Raw genomic sequence first — 18,186 nt, 5'->3', positions numbered from 1 at the left:
AGCATTTCCGAGGACGGGCCTGCCCTCCGGAGGGAACCGGCTTATGACCTCGAGGGGCTAGGCGGTGGAGCTGGATTAATATAACTCGTTTCGAGTTATACACAATGATTTATTTTAAAATTTCACTAGACGATCAAAAAGCTGTTTGCTCTATACAAACAGCTTAGATTGCCGAAAAAAGGCAGCGAGCACACACTCGCTGCCTTTTGTGATTTATATGGAAATTACCGAGGTTAAACTTAAGATTTTCTTTCCGGTGGCTATACTTTTAGAAGTCCAATTTGCCAGTTTCTTTAAATTGATTGCAGCAAAACTAAGTATCACCTGGATAGACATTTTTTTAAGGCCTCGTAAGGTTGTCACCGTATAATAAGTTTTCTGCCAAGGGACGGATGAACGACAAATCAATGGCTGCTTCCAGCTTACGTACTATATGATTTTCTGAAGGTAAATGGTCAACTTTCTAATTGTTCCCGTTCATTGGCTTGATTTAGTCATGATGGCAGGTCACCTCATAAATAGTATTCTTTTTATTATAAGAATTTCAATTGATTGGAATGGAGGGTGGCGACTCCGGCGGGATTAGCGGGATAGTCGAGACCCTGGACTGAGCGTAGCGAGGGAGGCGGCTCGGCCCCGCCCGCGGAAAGCGTCCACCCGGAATGGAAATCTAGAGACGCATTGTCATTTCAATTTTATATTTAAAATTAAAAAGACTGTAGGCAAACCCGAAAATTTTCGAATTTGTCTACAGTCTGCTGTTTACTCTATGCAAACTGCTTTTTTCTGCTTAATTGATAGGAAGGAGTTTTAGTAGGAGGCCAGTATTTAATTAACACTATAATCACTATATGTACGGGATTTCACATAGGGGGGTAAAAAGAAGAAGCTCGAAAGGGTTGTATTTTGATGCTAGCTGATTTTTTTATCTGTCTCCATTGTGCAAAGCTGGTCATTTTTTCCGAAAGATTCAAATTGCTGTGCAAGTTCAATCGCGGTATCAATTGAATCCATGATCGTGGAGGCGAAGTATGGTTTATCCCAGCTAAATGAACCCTCTGAATCAGAAGTGTAGACCAGTACCTTCCAATTACAGCAGCCGGCAGGCAAACCGTCCTGTTCGCCCTGCAACGCAATCAGCCAATGGGTGGCGCCAGTTTCCGCGAAGGGGGAATCTTTTAGAACAGCTGAGTCATTCATACCTATGGGCATTATGATTTTTGGATAAAAGTCTCTATAATATGGGAAATTCAAGTTATGTTCCTCCTTTTTTGGTTCTATCTAAATTATATGAAATTCTTGCTATTGAATGTCATAGCAAATGTTAAAATTTTTCGAAATTTGAAAGCGTGCTCATTAATTCTTGACAAATTCATGGCATGTGACGCCCATCACAACTCACTACCAGCATGCCCATTATACTGTAATCAAATAACACTATTTTGAAAGGGGAAATTAATATGAGTGGTTGCATGAGCGCTTTACAAGGAATGGGAGAGGTTACATTATGTGCGGGGCTGAAACAGCTGAAGGAAGAGCATCCGCCGTTGCTGGCTCAACTGGAGGGTTTGCTGTCCACTGTAAAGAATATAGAAACAGGTGAGGATCTCAATAATTCGTTTGCCGAACTGACGAAGAGGACGAGGGACTTTATTGCAAATCTTGGACCTCATTCAGACCGCGAAGAAGGCGTCCTTTTTGATATGATGGGAGCGTATATTGGCCGGACTTCGGGCCCGATTGCTGTAATGGAATATGAGCATGATCGGGCAAAAACGCTAATTGGCACTTACCTGGCACGGACAAGCGAAGAAGGAGCGACATTTACTGAAGCTGAAATCCATGAACTTGCCTTGCAAATAAAGGAAGCTTACTATACATTAACAGAGCATTTTGCAAAAGAAGAGAATGTTTTATTCCCGATGGCACAACGGATGCTTTCAGAAGAAGAAAAAGCCGAGCTTTACCTCAGAATCCAAGAAATCTAGATGAAGCTGAAGTAGTAGGATGGCAGCCAACGATTTTTGATGGATATCAATCTATTTTTCAGCAACAGTAAATGATAAAAGGCATAGCCGAGTAAATGGCTATGCCTTTTTGCTAATTTGAAGTATTCCATTTCTCTAGCGTTTTATCCGCTGGCAATAGGAAAGAGGTAAGCCCGATTAACGGGAGAAACCCAACCCCGATAATCATTTCCTTCAACCCTGCCAAGTCGGCGATATATCCAAGCCCGACAGAGCCAATGGCCCCCATTCCAAAAGCAAGGCCGACGGTTAGGCCAGACATGAGGCCAATTTTTCCGGGTACAAGTTCCTGGGCGTACACGACCGTAACGGAAAAACTGGACATCAAAATAAATCCATTCAGGATAAGGCAAACCAAAGCCGGCCCAGGCGGCAAAAATGGGACAATGGCTGAAAATGGAGCAGCGAAAAGCATTGAGGCTGCAATCACATTCTTTTTGCCGAATCGGTCAGCAAGCGGACCGCCAAAAAATGTACCAACTGCGCCGGCAACAAGAAAGGCAAACAGCAGGTATTGCGCATTCTGAATTGTAAACGAATATTCATGTATTGCAAAAAATGAGTAGAAGCTTGTGATACCGGATATATACCAGGACCGTGCGAATATAAGAATAAGGATGAGTGAGAGAGCTGGCAATACCCCTTTTGATAATGGCTTTGTCCCGTCAAGCTTCCTGGATGAATTGCCTGCAGCCTTCCTGGCGGCAGAAAGCTTTTCCGTATACCACCGGGCTATATAGATTAGGAGGGCAACTGCAATTCCGGCTACAATAGCGAATAATGCTGCACCTCTTTGCCCGAATGGAACTAGTATAAGCGCGGTAATCAATGGCGCCAATGCCTGTCCGGAGTTCCCGCCAACCTGGTAAATGGATTGAGCTAATCCCCTTCTTGGCCCTGCGGCAAGGTAGGCGACGCGGGATCCCTCGGGGTGGAAAATTGCAGAACCAATTCCAATGAACATAACGGATAGGATGATCAGCGAGAAATTCGGCGCGAATGCCAGGCCCAAAATTCCTGCCATTGAGCAGGCAAGGCCAGCTGGCAGCGCATAAGGCATAGGTTTTTTATCGGTCATCAGCCCGACAGCCGGCTGCATCACTGAAGAAATAATATTCAATGCAAAGGCAATCATCCCGAGCTGGGTGAAACTTAGCCCCAGAGATTTCTCTATGATTGGAAACATTGCAGGTACAACCGATTGAAGCGAATCATTTAATAAGTGGCAAAGGGCGATGATAAATAGGATTTTATATGTAGTTGTCTGTTCTTTTTGGGCAGGCTTTTGGACTAATGCTGCCTGGTTCATATATATGACTCCTCCTCGTGATTACCCTCCTATATTACAGCATTTACCCAAAGGAAAAAATAGAATGGATAGATTCTTTAGGAGTTTTTATGGGCAGTATCATAGTAAACACTATTTTGGGATAAATTGTAAGGTAGTTGACACCCTCACCTTCGTTTAGTATAATTATCTTGAATTAAAGGTAATTTCATTAGCCGAAAAAGGATTTGATTTGATATGGAAAAAGATTCTATTGCTCAATCACTAAAGCTGTACATTGTGCTTTCCAGAGCTTATAAAGCCATTAATGAGCAAGTTAATAAGTTAATTCAGGAAAATGGCCTTAACCCGACAGAGTTCGCGGTCCTTGAACTCCTCTATCACAAAGGCGACCAGCCCCTTCAGCAAATAGGCGGCAAAATCCTGATTGCTAGCGGCAGCATCACTTATGTTGTCGATAAGCTTGAGCAAAAAGCCCTTCTGGAAAGGGTTGCCTGTCCAAGTGACCGCAGGGTGACATATGCAAGGATTACCGATAAAGGGAAGAAATTCATCGATGATGTTTTTCCTGTACACGAGAGGAACATCCATGAACTCATGTCGCGCTTGACAGATCAAGAGCGTGATGAGGCTATAGCACTCCTGAAAAAGCTGGGCCTTCCGTCCGGAAAATATTAACCAGAAGCAGCATGAAATTGTGCTGCTTTTTTTATTGGCAATATCTATAAATGCATTTTTGCATTTGGCGGCATTAAAAATTTCCGGGTTTTTTCAGAAATTGGAGGAATCTTCATGCCGGATATCGAATATAGTATAGAATTTTAAATAGAGAGAAGGGGTATTATGAAATTTCAAGACTATACATATGTTAGGCCAAATTTGGAGGAAATAAAAAAGGACTTTGAAGCTGCACTAGAGGAGTTTAATTCCGCCTCCAACGCAGCGGGGCAGGAAAAGGCAATGCAAAAAATCAACGCTCAGAGGAATCATATTGGGACGATGATTTCTCTAGTATCCGTCCGCCATACAATCAATACGGAGGATGAATTTTACAAAGCGGAGCAAGACAATATTGATGAAATTGGCCCTGAGCTTGAAGGGCTCGTTACGAAATTTTATCATGCGCTGACAACATCCCCGTTCAGGGCCGACCTGGAAGAAAAATGGGGGCGCCAGCTTTTCGCGCTTGCGGAAGGCCAGCTAAAAACCTTCAAGCCGGAAATCGTCCCGCTTTTACAAAAGGAAAATAGGCTTTCAACGGAATATACGAAGCTAGTTGCTTCGGCCAAAATCGAATTTGATGGGGAAGAACGGACACTTGCCCAGCTAGATGCATTCATCCAATCCGTGGACCGTGATACTAGGAAGCAGGCAAGTGAAGCGAAGTTTGGCTTTTTCAGCGAGAATGAAGAGGCGTTTGACCGTATTTATGATGAACTTGTCAAGGTTAGGACCCAAATCGCGAAGGAACTTGGTTATAAAAACTTTGTTGAGCTAGGCTATTATAGGATGAACCGTACTGACTACAATGCGGAAATGGTCGCCAGTTTCAGGAAGCAGGTAGAAGCGTTCATCGTCCCGATTTCCACTAAACTGAAAAAACGTCAGCAGGAGCGGATTGGTGTTGAAAAGCTTTATTACTATGACGAAGGGTTCAGCTTTACATCTGGGAATCCGACGCCAAAGGGAAGCCCGGAGTGGATTATCGAGAATGGCCAGAAAATGTATGATGAGCTTTCTTCGGAAACGGGTGAATTTTTCCGCTTCATGCAGGACAATGGCTTAATGGACCTTGTCGCGAAAAAGGGCAAAGCCTCTGGCGGATATTGCACATACATTGAAGATTACCAGGCACCATTCATCTTTTCGAATTTCAACGGAACTTCCGGTGACATCGATGTACTGACTCACGAAGCAGGCCATGCTTTCCAGGTGTTTTCAAGCCGCCATTTCGATGTGCCGGAATACTACTGGCCGACTTATGAGGCCTGTGAAATCCATTCAATGAGCATGGAATTCTTCACATGGCCATGGATGGAATTGTTCTTTAAGGAAGACACGGATAAGTACAGGTTCCAGCACCTCAGCGATTCCTTGTTGTTCCTGCCATATGGTGTATCGGTTGATGAGTTCCAACATTGGGTTTACGAAAATCCTGAAGCATCTCCCGCGGATAGAAAAGCGAAGTGGCGTGAAATCGAGAATAAATACCAGCCGCATAAAGACTACGAAGCAAATGATTACCTTGCCAGAGGCGGATTCTGGCAGCGCCAGGGCCATATTTACGGTTCCCCGTTCTATTATATCGACTATACCCTTGCGCAAATTTGCGCGTTCCAATTCTGGAAAAAATCGAGGGAGGACAGGGAGGCTGCTTGGAAGGATTATGCCCGCCTTTGTACGTTGGGCGGAAGCCAGTCCTTTACAGGGCTTGTCAAGGAAGCTAGCCTCATCTCCCCATTCGAAGAAGGCTGCGTCGAGTCGGTTGTCGGCGTAATTGAAGACTATCTAAATTCGATTGATGATAAGAAACTATAAACTTATGTAAAACAGCCCGGTCCATTGTGTTATGGACCGGGCTGTTTGCCTTAAAAAACGTTTTATGAATATGATTGTACAATCGTTTCCTTGCGCTGTATTGCCAGTTGCTCCCCTTCAATCACCGCTTCAATCAATTTTGTGTCCGGTTCTTCAAGGATTAGGTCGGTGATTTTGTCTTCAAGCTGCTCATGGATTACACGGCGAAGCGGGCGTGCGCCAAATGCGGGATGGTAGCCCAGCTCGGCCAGTTTATCCATTGCCTCTTTGCTTACATCAAGTGTTAGCCCTTGTTCGGATAGATTATCTTTAAGCTCAAAAACCATCAATTCAACAATTTGGAGCAAATCTTCTTTCTTAAGCTGGCTGAATTCGATGATGCTGTCAAACCTGTTCAGGAACTCGGGCTTAAAGTAGCTCCCCAGTGATTCGAGCAGGCCGGTATCTGAAGGAGCATCGCTTTTTCCAAACCCAACGTGGATTGGCTTCATCCCAGCTCCGGCGTTGGTTGTCATGATAATGACTGTATCCTTAAAGCTTACAGTCCTTCCCTGGCTGTCTGTCAGGCGCCCATCCTCCATGATTTGGAGGAACATGTGCTGGACATCCGGGTGGGCCTTCTCAATTTCATCGAGCAAGAGGATGCTGTAAGGATTGCGGCGAACTTTCTCAGTAAGCTGCCCAGCTTCCTCATGGCCGACATACCCTGGGGGTGAACCAATCAATTTGGATACGCTGTGTCTCTCCATATACTCACTCATATCGAGACGGACCATTGCATCCTTGGAACCAAATAGCTCTTCGGCAAGCCTTTTTGTAAGCTCTGTTTTACCCACGCCTGTCGGGCCGGCAAACAGGAACGAACCAATTGGCCGCTGTTTTGCTTTCAGGCCGGCGCGGCTTCGGCGAATCGCTTTCGCGACTTTGCTGACAGCTTTCTCCTGGCCGATAACTTTTTCATTGAGAGACTCTTCAAGATATTTCAGCATATGCTGTTCATCTGCCTGGAGCTTGCCGACAGGAATACCCGTCTTTTTCTCGATGATTTCCTGAATATGCTTCGCTTCAACTACGGGGCGGCTTAAAGGTTTAGCGATGTTGAGCATTTTTTCAATCCTGGCTTCTTCGTCACGAAGTTCAGCGGCTTTCTCGTAATTCTCGGCCTTCAAGGCAGCTTCTTTTTCTAACGCAATGCTCTTCAGTTTTTCATCATAATCTTCTTTAGAAGAAACGCCTCCGTTTACAAGATTCAGCTTCGAACCTGCTTCGTCGAGTAAATCAATCGCCTTGTCTGGGAGGAAGCGGTCCTGAATATAGCGGTGCGACAATTGTACACAAGCCTTAATTGCATCCTCTGAATAGGATACCTCATGAAAATCTTCATACTTCGATTGAATTCCCTTCAAAATCACCATCGCTGCATCCACCGATGGTTCAAGGACATGAATCGGCTGGAACCTCCGCTCAAGGGCGGCATCCTTTTCAATTTGGCGGTATTCCTTCAAAGTGGTTGCCCCGATTACCTGTAGCTCCCCACGGGCAAGTGCAGGCTTAAGGATATTGCTGGCATCCATTGACCCTTCTGCGGAGCCTGCTCCAACGAGTAAGTGGATTTCATCAATAAATAGGATGATGTTCTTATTGTTTTGCAGCTCGGAAATCAATTGCTTCATCCGTTCTTCGAATTGGCCCCTTATTCCTGTGTTGGCAACGAGGGAAGCGACATCAAGCAAGTAAAGCTCTTTATTCATGAGCTTGGATGGCACATCACCTTCAGCAATTTTCAAAGCAAGTCCTTCCGCGATTGCTGTTTTCCCGACGCCTGGCTCCCCAATGAGGACAGGGTTGTTTTTATTCCTCCGGTTAAGAATTTCAATGACACGCTCAACTTCCTCATCACGGCCAATTACAGGATCAATAAGACCGGCTTTTGCCAGCTGGGAAAGATTGCGTCCATATTGGTCAATGAATCCGTTCCCGCCTCTTTTTTCAGGCTGTTTATTTAACGTTTCTTCCTTCTGTCCAGTAAATTCCATGTTGTCAAATGGAGGCTGGCTGAATTGGTTGAAGAACGAAGTGGGGAATCCAGCCGATGGACCGAATGAGCCTGCAATGGCCTGGCGTTCCTTGCTAAAGCAGTCCTGGCAAAGAATTAAATCTTTTTTTCTGCCATTCACCATTAACTTGAGTTGTACATTGGCTTGGGATTGATTGCATAGTTGGCAAAGCATAAAATCTGCCTCCTTTTTACAAATCTATCTATATTAAGTTTGTCTTTGACTATATTTGACCTTACTGATACTAAGTATAATCTGACCTTCTTTGACTTTCAATAGTTAAGCTTATGTAATTTTTTCCAATAAATCACTATGAGTCCTGCCATATAAGTCGTACTTCCGTTTTTTAACTTGCATCTAAGTACTGGTAAATTGGTGGCATGGTTTGTCCTATTCTCCATATAGTGTTTAAGGGGAGGGGATTCTGTGAAGCGGAATTGGGCAGGGGCCTTCCAAGTCGCTGCCGTTTATGTCGGCACAGTGGTTGGGGCGGGTTTCGCGACTGGGAGGGAAATCGTCGAGTTTTTTTCAAAATATGGTTTAATTGGTTTTTTTGGCATATTGATCAGCGGGTACTTGCTCATAGCTATGGGGGCGAAATTGATGAGAGCGGCAGCGAGGGCTAACGTTGATACGTACCAAGGATTCAATGAATATTTATTCGGCAAGCGTGCTTCAAAATGGATTAACATCCTAATGCTTCTAATGCTTTTAGGGGTAACATCCGTTATGATGTCCGGTGCTGGTTCGGTGTTTGAGGAACAGCTTGGCGTACCAAGGAATGCAGGAATCCTGTTGACGATTGCCCTGTCCCTTATTGTTATGGTACTGGGGACAAAAGGGTTATTTGCTGTCAACACGTTTATTGTACCGGCCATGATTCTATTTAGCCTGTTTTTAATGATGCTCTCTGTTACTTCCCCAGGTTTCCAGGAAGCGTTTCTAAAAATGGGAGGCTCAGGAGGAAACTGGAAAGGAGCCATTTCCCCATTTATCTATATAGCGTTTAACTTGGGTCTGTCCCAAGCGGTACTTGTACCGATTGCCGCAGAGGTAAAAGATGATTGGACATTAAAATGGGGAGGCATACTCGGAGGCACTGCTCTTACAATCATACTTGTATCGAGCCATCTTACACTCGTTACGCTCCCTGACCTTGAAACATACGATATCCCGATGGCGGCAGTGATGAAAAATTATTCCGACAGCTTCCATTGGGTTTTCGTTTCTGTAGTTTATGCGGAGATTTTCACATCGGTAATAGGAAATATTTATGGACTTGAACGCCAAATAAAAAAAATCGTTCCGTTGCATACAGCAGCTATTTCTCTAGGGATATTTTCTGTGTCTTATGTTGCAAGCCTTATCCACTACGGTACACTTCTATCGTTCCTTTACCCTTTATTCGGCTATGTCAGCCTGATATTTCTTATCCTGCTATGGGTGAAACCATTGCCAAAAGTAAAATAAGGCCGCCGATAACCGGCGGCCTTATTTTCTAGTTAATTAAACGGGGCCAGGATGAAAAGAAGCAGATTAAATACCAAATGGGATACGATCACCAGGGGAATGCTTCGTTTCCAGGCAAAGAGCAATCCCCAAACAAGACCGGAGACGAATGCCGCGAAAACAAGGATGAACTCCGCAGAGTATATATGGACCGAGGCATACATGGCCGCCGACAGAAAAATGCTCCAGGAAGCACGGTGATGGCGGAGGATTCTTTTTTGGATAAACCCTCTCCAAAATAGCTCCTCGCCTGGGACAGCAATTAGCACGAGAGCGATGTATTGCCAGAATTGACCTGGGGAAAACCATTTATATAGCTTTGCAATATTGTCGCCAAGAGGAATTTTAAAAAAATGAATCAGTGAATTCCCTAAGAAAAAGAGTCCATATAACAGCAGACCTGAAATAATCCCTGTTGTTATATAACGGATAAATGATATTCTGTCGTCCACATCCTCTAATAGAATGGTCCAGATTGTTAAGACCAAAAGACTAGCCGGGAAAATATACCAGAATATATTTTTATCCTGGAATGTGAAGTAAAGCAGAAGGTGGGCAAGCAAAAAGCCGCCAATCAGGCGGAAATCGATTTTTTCCAATAACATTGAAACGGTTGTCTCCTTTCGTGCATTGAACCTATTGTAGCAAATAGAAGGAGCCAAAAAAAGTCCGCACATTGTAAAATACATGAATCCTTCCTGACATTCCAATGGTTTGGATTTCCAAATAGCGATATAGTTAGGGAAAGGAGGGATGTGGATGGAGAGAAAAGCTTTAGTTCTCGGTGCCACCGGCCTTGTAGGAGGATATCTAGTAAGGAAGCTAATCGCTAGAGATGAGTTTTCGGAAATAAAAATCCTTTCGAGGAGGAAAACGGGCATCAATCACCCTAAGGTGAGGGAATTGATTGTTCCACTGGAGGAGCTTTCAAGGTTTTCAAACGAATTCAATGTGGATGATATCTTTTGCTGCCTGGGAACTACGATGAAGAAGGCTGGGTCAAAAGATGCCTTTGAATTCGTTGACCTAAGCCTGCCGTTCCAAGCCGCCCAACTTGGGATATCGGAAGGGGCAAAACGCTACTTGGCCATTTCTTCAATGGGTGCCAACAAGGGGTCGGCTTTTTTCTATAGCCGGGTAAAAGGAGAGATGGAAGAAAAGCTTTCAACATATCCATTCCAAGCCATACATCTTTTTAGGCCTTCACTATTAATTGGAGACCGTAAAGAGTTCCGTTTTGGGGAGAAGCTTGCAGAATGGCTGTCAAAACCTTTGACAAAGATAATGCCTGTCAGATTAAAGAAATTCTCCCCGATACACGCGGAAATTGTTGCATCTGCTATGGTTGCCGCGGCACTTGGGGAACTCACTGGGATTAATGTCCATGAATCGGATCAGCTGGCGGGGCTAGGCGGCAAGGGTGAATAACGTTAAAGCAGCGGATGAATGTTATGGCCGCTGCTTTTTTGCCATCCACTTTCATTTAGTTGACTGATTCTTTAATTATTTTATAGTTTTTATGATTAATGACGGTTCGCTGGTCCAATTCAAGATCTCGGTAATTGTCCATATAAGTTAGGTCTACGATAACAGAGTTTTCATTCACTTTTTCTACAATTCCTTTAAGTCCGCCGCGGAATTCGATGATGTTTCCTACTTCTGCTCTCTTCAACTGCCTCTCTCCTTTTTATCCCTAATTTGAGTAGGTTCCTATATTCGGAGTTTTTAAGTGGAATCTGTTTTGGAAACCGGTATGGAACCAGATTTTATAAACAGTTTGCACTAATTTTATGAAAACGTAAAGGCTTTCTTTCCTAAAAATTTCTAAATTTAATTAATTTCTAAAAACGGAAATTGGAACTGGACAGGAAAATAGTCTTTAATTATGATACGGATAGCACCAACTACAACATAAATACGATTATCAGGTGGTGAAGTAGCTTGGATGAGAAAGGAATTCACGACATTCTGGACAGGCTTAAAAGCGGGCAAATAGCTGAATATTATGTTGCCAATGAAGATTTCCTCCCATTCAGAAAGACCCTGGTAATGCGGGAGGATTTTAAACATTTCCGGGGAATAGCTCAGAGGGGCGGCAATGTTATTTACGAATACACGCCAGAGGAAAGAAGTTGAAAAATTTCTTTAGTATTTTTTGTAAAAATTTTGTGAATATATTGTGAATTTTTTCCTGTAAGTGTACAATATACTCATTATAAAAATGCGGAGTGAAGGTGAACAACCATTGCCATCACAGGAAAACTTGCTGTACAAAATAGAAAGCAAGCGGAATGAAATGATTTTGGCGGCCTCGAAGACTGGTATAGCGAGTAATCAGACCCTGCTAATAAGCCGGGAACTTGACGATTTGCTCAATATGCATAATAAGACGGTAGTTGGTGCCTTTTCTTGCTCACTTGCATTGAAAAATTGAAACAGCCAAAGGCGTCCAGCTTTTTAGCTGGGCGCCTGTTTGTTATGGCTAATGTATAGGGGGAGGATCGCTCAATGCTTTTTAATGGCAGCCCGTTAAGCAGTAGGATCTTTAGCAGGAAAGCCCAAAAGCCCTCTTTATACCTATAGATGCAAGTAGAGATGAAAGCGTTTTTATAATAAGAGAGAATATATAGGTGGGAGTGGGAACATGGGAGTTTTAGAGATTGGTAACAGGCTGAAAAAAGAGATTGGCACCCATTTGGTAGGAAAGGAACAGGAAATTGAGCTAATGTTCATTTCCCTCCTATTCAACGGCCATGTGTTGCTAGAGAGTGTTCCAGGTACAGGGAAAACAATGCTGGCGAAGAAATTCTCCGAGGCAGTAGGCGGCAGTTTTTCTCGAATTCAGTTTACCCCTGATGTGCTGCCTGGAGATATTACAGGCATCCAATTTTTCAACCCGAAAAAGCAGGAATTCGAACTCCTGCGCGGGCCGATTATGGCAAATATCGTCCTTGCCGACGAAATCAACCGCGCAACGCCAAGGACACAATCGAGCTTGCTGGAAGCGATGGAGGAAATGCAGGTAACAATTGACGGGCATACACTCCATCTTGAGTGGCCTTTCATGGTCATTGCCACCCAGAACCCGGTTGAATCCCAACAGGGAACATTTCCGCTGCCGGTTGCACAAATGGACAGGTTTTTCATTAAATTGAATGCAGCTTACCCTGAATTTGAGGAAGAAAAGCAAATTATGAAAATCCACCGCCAGGGCATCAATGCCACTGGAATCGAGCAGATTCTTGATAAAGAGGAATTGCTGGAGCTTTCCAAAGAGGCGAAAAAAGTTCAAATAGATGATGAAGTTGAATGCTATATTCTTGAACTTGCCAGGAGAACGAGGGAGCATTCCCTTATCGAGTTGGGGGTCAGCCCGCGGGGCACGCTTGCTTTAATGAAAGCCGCGCAAGGAAAGGCTTTCTTAGCCGGCAGAAACTATGTGGTGCCGGATGATGTTAAGGCAGTTGCCCCATATGTATTGGGACACCGCATTTATTTATCAACGGAAGGCTCCCTTACAAAAAGCCCGGAGGCGGTCATTTCGGAAATCATGGAAAGTGTGCCCGTCCCTGTTGAAGCGGGTGCCAGCTAATGTCCTGGAGCAAGCATTCTTTTTCTGAAGGTAAAATCGTTCCAATCCAGTTTGCATCCGCTCTCCTCGTCCTGCTTTCACTTTATCTTGACTCAAAATTTTTACTTTTTGCAGGAGTAATTATCTTTGTTTTAATTTCCCTTAACCTTTTTTATGAAAAAAAGGTGGGAGAAGGCTTTGAGGTAAGTATGGAAAGGCAAAGGGACCGTTATTTTATTGATGAACAAGGCAAATGGGAAATGATGTTCACAAATGATGGCTGGCCGATTTTAAATGCGGAAGCGAGGATTTTCTTCGATCAGGCAGTCGAGCCTCCAGGCGCTGATGAAAATGATAAGAAATGGCTGCATGAAGTGTCCTTCCCTTTCTCAATCAATAAAGGAGAATCAAAGAAATTGGAACTCCCTTTTACGAGCAAATACAGGGGGTTAGCTAAGATAAGGAAAATTGAATTCCAGGTCCCCAACCTGTTCGGATTTGGAAAAATAAATCTTGAATACAGATATTCCCTTCCCAAGGAAGTCATTGTGTATCCAAATAGGATGGAAGTTGTTAATAAAATGGATTTGGTTTCCCAGAAGCCCGGTTCCCAATTTACTCCGTATTCCTTGTACGAAGATATGCTTTCACCTGCGGGTACTAGGGATTATACATATTCAGATGGCTTCCACCGCATCCATTGGAAAGCCAGTGCCCGGGCTGGAAGGCTCCAAACAAAATTGTTCGACCGGGTTTCTGAAAAGGGGATTGTTATTTGCATCAATGTAGCGGATGGGTATTCCGTGCCAGGGAACTTGGAGGAAATGCTTGAGGGAGCCGCGGATCTTGCTTATTTTGCGTATTCAAGGCAAATTCCTGTCTCGCTATGCATGAATATGAGGAATGCGGGAGATATCCCATTTTTTTACCTTCCCCCGGGAAACGGCAGGGAGCAGCTGCAAAAAATATATGAAATGCTTGCGCTGTCAAATTCTTTTGCTCCTTTTCCATATGACCGGATGCTCTCCTATATGGACAGGAACCTCCATTTGCTGCCCTGCCTTATCCATGCTGGCACGATGCCCGGACATACGGCAGCTACGCTTGACGAGTTCAAAAAGAGGGGCATCAGGCTACTAGTATTAAATACGGTCCATGATAAAGCTGAGCTTGCACCCTTTTCGCCATCTGCGGAAGGAAGGCGATTGTCTTGATGAGAAAACTCTACTTGTTTTTAATTGAATTGCTTTTTGCGGCACTGCTTGTATATCCATATTTTTGGCCAGTGGAAAGCGGCTGGCTTGTGTTTCCTGTCCTTTTAGTGTTTGCAGTCTTTTTTTCTATCTATATTTGGCTTCTTGGACGATTGAGGAAAACGGCGAAAATAATCTTTTTGGCCCTATTGCTTCCAGCGTTAATCTCAATAGGAATGGTTTTGGGATTTCATCCTGTTCCTGTGGCAGCCGCGATAGCCTTCCTTTTCTGGAGGGGAAATTCCCTTTCTGGCGGAAAGGCGGAAGACCAGGATTTGTTAATTGCCTCCTTTTCGGCAATGGCCGCATTTCCGGCAATGATAGGGGCTCATTTAAAAAATGAAACAATCTTTCAAATTACAATTCTATTGGTGATCGCACAGGTCGCCGTGGTGCTATCAGGAAGATTCCTGTTGAATCTGTCCAAAATTGAAGGGAATCGGAGCGAGAAGGCTGGATATATGGCCTTTTATGCAAAGTTGATTGGCCCCATTGTTTTGGCAGGCAGCCTTATAGCACTGGCAATGAATTATCTGCAGTCCGCATTCTTTCTTATATTAAAAGGAATCGCAATCATTTTCGCCACGATTGCAACACCGATACTGATGTGGTCTGAGACCTTGAATCTGTGGACCAACCCTGATCAGGTTCAAATAGAGGTTGTGGAAAGGCCGGGGGTTGGAAAAGTCATCCGTGAAGAGGCAACTCAGAAATATACGGAAATAGCTTTAATGGCTCTCGCGGTGCTAGCGATAATTGGGTTATTCATTTATTTGTATAAAAAAAGGACCCGTATTTATTTGGACGAACCCACAAGGAACTTTTCTGGCCAGACCCTAATTTTAGACGCCAGCAAGGGAAAGGCCAAAAGGCGGAAGCCTAACCCACCGGAAAATATGCTGCGGAGAGAGATTTTTAGTCTGGAATACTTTGCAAGGAAGAACGGATTCGGCCGTTTCGAATCTGAAACAGTCGGGGAGTGGTGGAACCGAATCGAAATTCCTTCCAACCAAAGCCTGGTGGGCCTATATGAAGCTGTCCGTTATGGAAACTTCCAGGTGGGCCTATCCGACCTTGAACTTGCAAGGCGTGAACTAAAAGGAATCAAGGAACTGATCAAGCAGAGGGGTAAAGAACAAAAGAAGAGAAAAGCCCAAATGAAAAAGGCCGGTTTTTAAGAAGGAATAGGCCAGGCAGGCGCGCTTTGTTTTTCCCGTAAAGGGGAAAAATATAGGCAGCCTGCCTGTTTATTTGACTATAAGCATTTATTTGGTTAAATTTATGAGGTTAAGGGCGTTAATCTTCCGAAAGCTTATTCGTTTTTACAATAAGGTATGGGAGTAGTCCTGGTAAGAGTTTGACACTATTATATAACAAGGAGATTGATTGATATGGCAGAAAAACAATTTACGGTTACAGCGGATACAGGAATCCACGCTAGGCCCGCGACGCTTCTTGTCCAAACCGCGAGCAGATTTAATTCGGAAATCAACCTGGAGTATAAAGGAAAAAGGGTGAATCTTAAGTCAATTATGGGAGTTATGTCTCTCGGTATCGGCCAGGGCTCAACGATTTCCATTTCGGCAGAGGGCGGGGATGCGGAAGAAGCGCTCCAGACTCTCGAAGAAACATTGAAAAAAGAAGGATTGGCAGAATAATGGCATTCTTGCAAGGGATTGCTGCTTCAAATGGGATAGCGATAGCCAAGGCATATAGGCTGATAGAGCCCGATTTATCCTACAGCAGGCAATCCATTGAGAATCCGTCCGCTGAGATTGAACGATTCCGGACGGCACTCGACCAATCAAAAGCGGAACTTTCGCAGATTCGTGACCGTGCAAGAGTAGATTTGGGAGAGGACAAGGCTGCAATATTCGATGCGCACCTTCTGGTGTTATCCGACCCCGAATTAGTTTCCCCGATTGAGGAAAAGATTTCAAATGGGAAGGTCAATGCCGAATTTGCTCTTGAAGAGACTGCTGGGATGTTCATCTCCATGTTCGAACAAATGGACAACGAATACATGAAAGAACGTGCCGCAGATATCCGTGATGTTACAAAAAGGGTCCTCGCGAGGCTATTGGGCGTCCAACTTCCGAACCCTTCCATGATAGCCGAAGAAGTCATCATCGTGGCAGGAGACCTCACCCCCTCCGATACAGCTCAGTTAAACCGGGAGTTTGTTAAAGGCTTTACAACCGACATTGGCGGAAGGACATCACACTCAGCGATTATGGCCCGCTCCATGGAAATACCGGCAGTGGTCGGTACCCGGACATCCACTGAAGAAATCAGGAACGGGGATTTGGTGATTGTAGACGGGCTAAAGGGCGAAGTGCATATTAACCCCACACCGGAGCTCATAAAAGCTTATGAGCAGGTTAAAGCCGACTTTGAAGCACAAAAAGCCGAATGGGCCAAACTTATTAATGAAAAGACCGTGACTGCTGACGGGCACGAGGTTGAAATTGGCGCGAATATCGGGACACCTAAGGATTTAAAAGGAGCTCTTGAGAATGGGGCTGAAGCAATTGGCCTCTACCGGACAGAATTCTTGTATATGGGCAGGGATCAAATGCCTTCTGAGGACGAGCAGTATGAATCCTATAAAGCTGTACTTGAAGGTATGGAAGGGAAGCCAGTTGTTGTCAGGACGCTTGATATCGGAGGAGATAAGGAACTGCCTTATTTAAACCTGCCTGAAGAAATGAACCCATTCCTTGGTTATAGGGCGATTCGCCTTTGCCTCGACCAAAAGGAAATTTTCCGTACCCAGCTTCGCGCACTGCTTAGGGCTAGCTCATTCGGGAACCTGAAAATCATGTTCCCAATGATTGCGACTCTTGATGAGTTCCGCGAGGCGAAAGGAATGTTCGAGGAAGAAAAAGAAAAACTTATGAGCGAAGGGGCAACAATCTCCGAGCGAATTGAAGTGGGCATAATGGTGGAGATCCCTTCCACCGCTGTCTTGGCAGACCAGTTCGCAAAAGAAGTCGACTTTTTCAGCATCGGAACAAATGATTTGATCCAGTACACAATGGCTGCTGACAGGATGAATGAACGGGTTTCCTATTTGTATCAGCCGTATAACCCGGCAATTTTAAGGCTGGTAAAGATGGTTATCGATGCTGCTCATGCTGAAGGAAAATGGGCTGGCATGTGCGGGGAAATGGCTGGCGATGTAACGGCTATCCCACTCCTCCTTGGCCTTGGCCTGGATGAATTTTCAATGAGCGCCACGTCTATTTTACGGGCGAGGTCGTTGCTGAAAAAGCTGAATAAATCAGATATGGAAAAGTTGGCTGGCGAGGCACTTTCAATGGGAACTGTTGATGAGGTCATCCAATCTGTAAAAAACGCAATAAACTTGTAATGTAAATGAAATATTTATAAGGTTTTGAGGACGAGCATACGGGTAAAATACTACCAAGCAACTAGTATGATTTAGTGTAAGCTAATCATTCTCATTTTCCCCCTTTTTGCCGGCTGCGGATGCAGCCGGATTTTTTTTATATTGATAGAGAACTTCACATATTTAAAAAATAAATTTTTGGGAAGCATCTGGAGCATAAATTTCCATAATGTTTAACATAGGTTTATCATGGATATATTTGGTATCATTTTTTGGCCGCAGCGTGTTTATAAAAGGGAATGTCAGGGAAAGTTTTCTATGTATGCAGATTACCAAGGAGGTATATCCATGAACAGGAAAAAAATGCTGATGACTACTGTAGCTCTCGGTGCGGCGTATTTAATGAGAAACAAGGAATCACGTGAAAAGATCATGAATCAAATGCAGTCATTGGGAGCCCCAAAAAAGAAAAATAAGGTTGAAATGGAGTAAAGAAAAAACCCCAACTCGGGGTTTTTTTTTTCTTTTTGTTTGTAAATCGAAAACCCCGGGCTAGGCCCGGGGTTCCAAAAAGCTTTCAGCGTGGTATTA

The 18,186-nt window shown here is 44.1% G+C and carries 18 protein-coding genes; 13 read left to right on the top strand and 5 right to left on the bottom strand.

Going from position 1 to position 18,186, the window contains the following annotated elements; all coding sequences use genetic code 11:
• Positions 1 to 912: 912 nt before the first annotated feature.
• Positions 913 to 1,254 (bottom strand): hypothetical protein, encoded by a 342-nt coding sequence (locus AR337_RS19550; RefSeq protein ID WP_059173732.1) that lies wholly within the window; start codon positions 1,252 to 1,254, stop codon positions 913 to 915.
• A 206-nt stretch (positions 1,255 to 1,460) separates the two neighbouring features.
• Between AR337_RS19550 and AR337_RS19545 the strand changes: the two genes are divergently transcribed.
• Entirely contained in the window at positions 1,461 to 1,988 is a 528-nt protein-coding gene (locus AR337_RS19545) for a hemerythrin domain-containing protein (RefSeq protein WP_253701990.1), read from the top strand.
• A 112-nt stretch (positions 1,989 to 2,100) separates the two neighbouring features.
• On the opposite strand, the gene AR337_RS19540 is transcribed toward AR337_RS19545, so the two are convergent.
• Positions 2,101 to 3,336: an MFS transporter gene (locus tag AR337_RS19540; protein ID WP_059173731.1), complete on the bottom strand. Its 1,236-nt coding sequence runs from the start codon at positions 3,334 to 3,336 to the stop codon at positions 2,101 to 2,103.
• Positions 3,337 to 3,552: 216 nt separating this feature from the next.
• Here AR337_RS19540 and AR337_RS19535 point away from each other — a divergent pair, with 216 nt between their 5' ends.
• Positions 3,553 to 3,993 (top strand): MarR family winged helix-turn-helix transcriptional regulator, encoded by a 441-nt coding sequence (locus AR337_RS19535; protein ID WP_059173730.1) that lies wholly within the window; start codon positions 3,553 to 3,555, stop codon positions 3,991 to 3,993.
• A 165-nt stretch (positions 3,994 to 4,158) separates the two neighbouring features.
• The gene (locus AR337_RS19530; protein WP_059173729.1) at positions 4,159 to 5,853 is read left to right on the top strand and encodes a M3 family oligoendopeptidase; all 1,695 of its coding nucleotides are present in this window, start codon (positions 4,159 to 4,161) and stop codon (positions 5,851 to 5,853) included.
• A 62-nt stretch (positions 5,854 to 5,915) separates the two neighbouring features.
• On the opposite strand, the gene AR337_RS19525 is transcribed toward AR337_RS19530, so the two are convergent.
• Positions 5,916 to 8,084: an ATP-dependent Clp protease ATP-binding subunit gene (locus tag AR337_RS19525; protein WP_059173728.1), complete on the bottom strand. Its 2,169-nt coding sequence runs from the start codon at positions 8,082 to 8,084 to the stop codon at positions 5,916 to 5,918.
• Positions 8,085 to 8,336: 252 nt separating this feature from the next.
• Between AR337_RS19525 and AR337_RS19520 the strand changes: the two genes are divergently transcribed.
• Positions 8,337 to 9,380, top strand: a complete 1,044-nt coding sequence (locus AR337_RS19520; protein WP_059173727.1) for a hypothetical protein — start codon at positions 8,337 to 8,339, stop codon at positions 9,378 to 9,380.
• Between the two features lie 32 nt (positions 9,381 to 9,412).
• Here AR337_RS19520 and AR337_RS19515 read toward each other — a convergent pair whose 3' ends face one another.
• Positions 9,413 to 10,024: a CPBP family intramembrane glutamic endopeptidase gene (locus tag AR337_RS19515; RefSeq protein WP_059173726.1), complete on the bottom strand. Its 612-nt coding sequence runs from the start codon at positions 10,022 to 10,024 to the stop codon at positions 9,413 to 9,415.
• 154 nt (positions 10,025 to 10,178) lie between these two features.
• Here AR337_RS19515 and AR337_RS19510 point away from each other — a divergent pair, with 154 nt between their 5' ends.
• Positions 10,179 to 10,847: an NAD-dependent epimerase/dehydratase family protein gene (locus tag AR337_RS19510; RefSeq protein ID WP_059173725.1), complete on the top strand. Its 669-nt coding sequence runs from the start codon at positions 10,179 to 10,181 to the stop codon at positions 10,845 to 10,847.
• A 55-nt stretch (positions 10,848 to 10,902) separates the two neighbouring features.
• On the opposite strand, the gene AR337_RS19505 is transcribed toward AR337_RS19510, so the two are convergent.
• On the bottom strand, positions 10,903 to 11,091 hold the full coding sequence (locus AR337_RS19505) for a DUF2187 family protein (protein WP_059173724.1): 189 nt from the start codon (positions 11,089 to 11,091) through the stop codon (positions 10,903 to 10,905).
• 269 nt (positions 11,092 to 11,360) lie between these two features.
• On the opposite strand from AR337_RS19505, the gene AR337_RS19500 reads away from it, so the two are divergent.
• The 8 genes from AR337_RS19500 to AR337_RS23550 all read left to right on the top strand — a co-directional run bounded on the left by AR337_RS19500 (position 11,361) and on the right by AR337_RS23550 (position 18,087).
• Complete coding sequence (locus AR337_RS19500) at positions 11,361 to 11,555, top strand: hypothetical protein (protein WP_059173723.1); 195 nt, start codon at positions 11,361 to 11,363, stop codon at positions 11,553 to 11,555.
• 109 nt (positions 11,556 to 11,664) lie between these two features.
• On the top strand, positions 11,665 to 11,853 hold the full coding sequence (locus AR337_RS19495; RefSeq protein ID WP_059173722.1) for an aspartyl-phosphate phosphatase Spo0E family protein: 189 nt from the start codon (positions 11,665 to 11,667) through the stop codon (positions 11,851 to 11,853).
• A 210-nt stretch (positions 11,854 to 12,063) separates the two neighbouring features.
• On the top strand, positions 12,064 to 13,011 hold the full coding sequence (locus AR337_RS19490; RefSeq protein ID WP_059173721.1) for a MoxR family ATPase: 948 nt from the start codon (positions 12,064 to 12,066) through the stop codon (positions 13,009 to 13,011).
• Positions 13,011 to 14,204: a DUF58 domain-containing protein gene (locus AR337_RS19485; RefSeq protein ID WP_059173720.1), complete on the top strand. Its 1,194-nt coding sequence runs from the start codon at positions 13,011 to 13,013 to the stop codon at positions 14,202 to 14,204. The genes AR337_RS19490 and AR337_RS19485 overlap by 1 nt, the downstream gene beginning before the upstream one ends.
• Complete coding sequence (locus AR337_RS19480) at positions 14,204 to 15,421, top strand: hypothetical protein (RefSeq protein WP_156424475.1); 1,218 nt, start codon at positions 14,204 to 14,206, stop codon at positions 15,419 to 15,421. Before AR337_RS19485 ends, AR337_RS19480 begins: the two co-directional genes overlap by 1 nt.
• Before the next feature lie 213 nt (positions 15,422 to 15,634).
• The gene (locus AR337_RS19475) at positions 15,635 to 15,901 is read left to right on the top strand and encodes a phosphocarrier protein HPr (protein WP_059173718.1); all 267 of its coding nucleotides are present in this window, start codon (positions 15,635 to 15,637) and stop codon (positions 15,899 to 15,901) included.
• On the top strand, positions 15,901 to 17,616 hold the full coding sequence (gene ptsP, locus AR337_RS19470; protein ID WP_059173717.1) for a phosphoenolpyruvate--protein phosphotransferase: 1,716 nt from the start codon (positions 15,901 to 15,903) through the stop codon (positions 17,614 to 17,616). Before AR337_RS19475 ends, ptsP begins: the two co-directional genes overlap by 1 nt.
• Before the next feature lie 327 nt (positions 17,617 to 17,943).
• Positions 17,944 to 18,087 carry a hypothetical protein gene (locus tag AR337_RS23550; protein WP_172797573.1) on the top strand — a complete coding sequence of 48 codons (144 nt, stop codon included), beginning with the start codon at positions 17,944 to 17,946 and terminating at the stop codon, positions 18,085 to 18,087.
• Positions 18,088 to 18,186: the final 99 nt, after the last annotated feature.

Source organism: Bacillus sp. FJAT-27445, from assembly GCF_001510665.1.
Classification (GTDB): Bacteria; Bacillota; Bacilli; order Bacillales; family Cytobacillaceae; genus Bacillus_D.
Note: the sequence above shows the minus strand (reverse complement) of the source record. Positions and strands in the feature narration are given on the sequence as shown.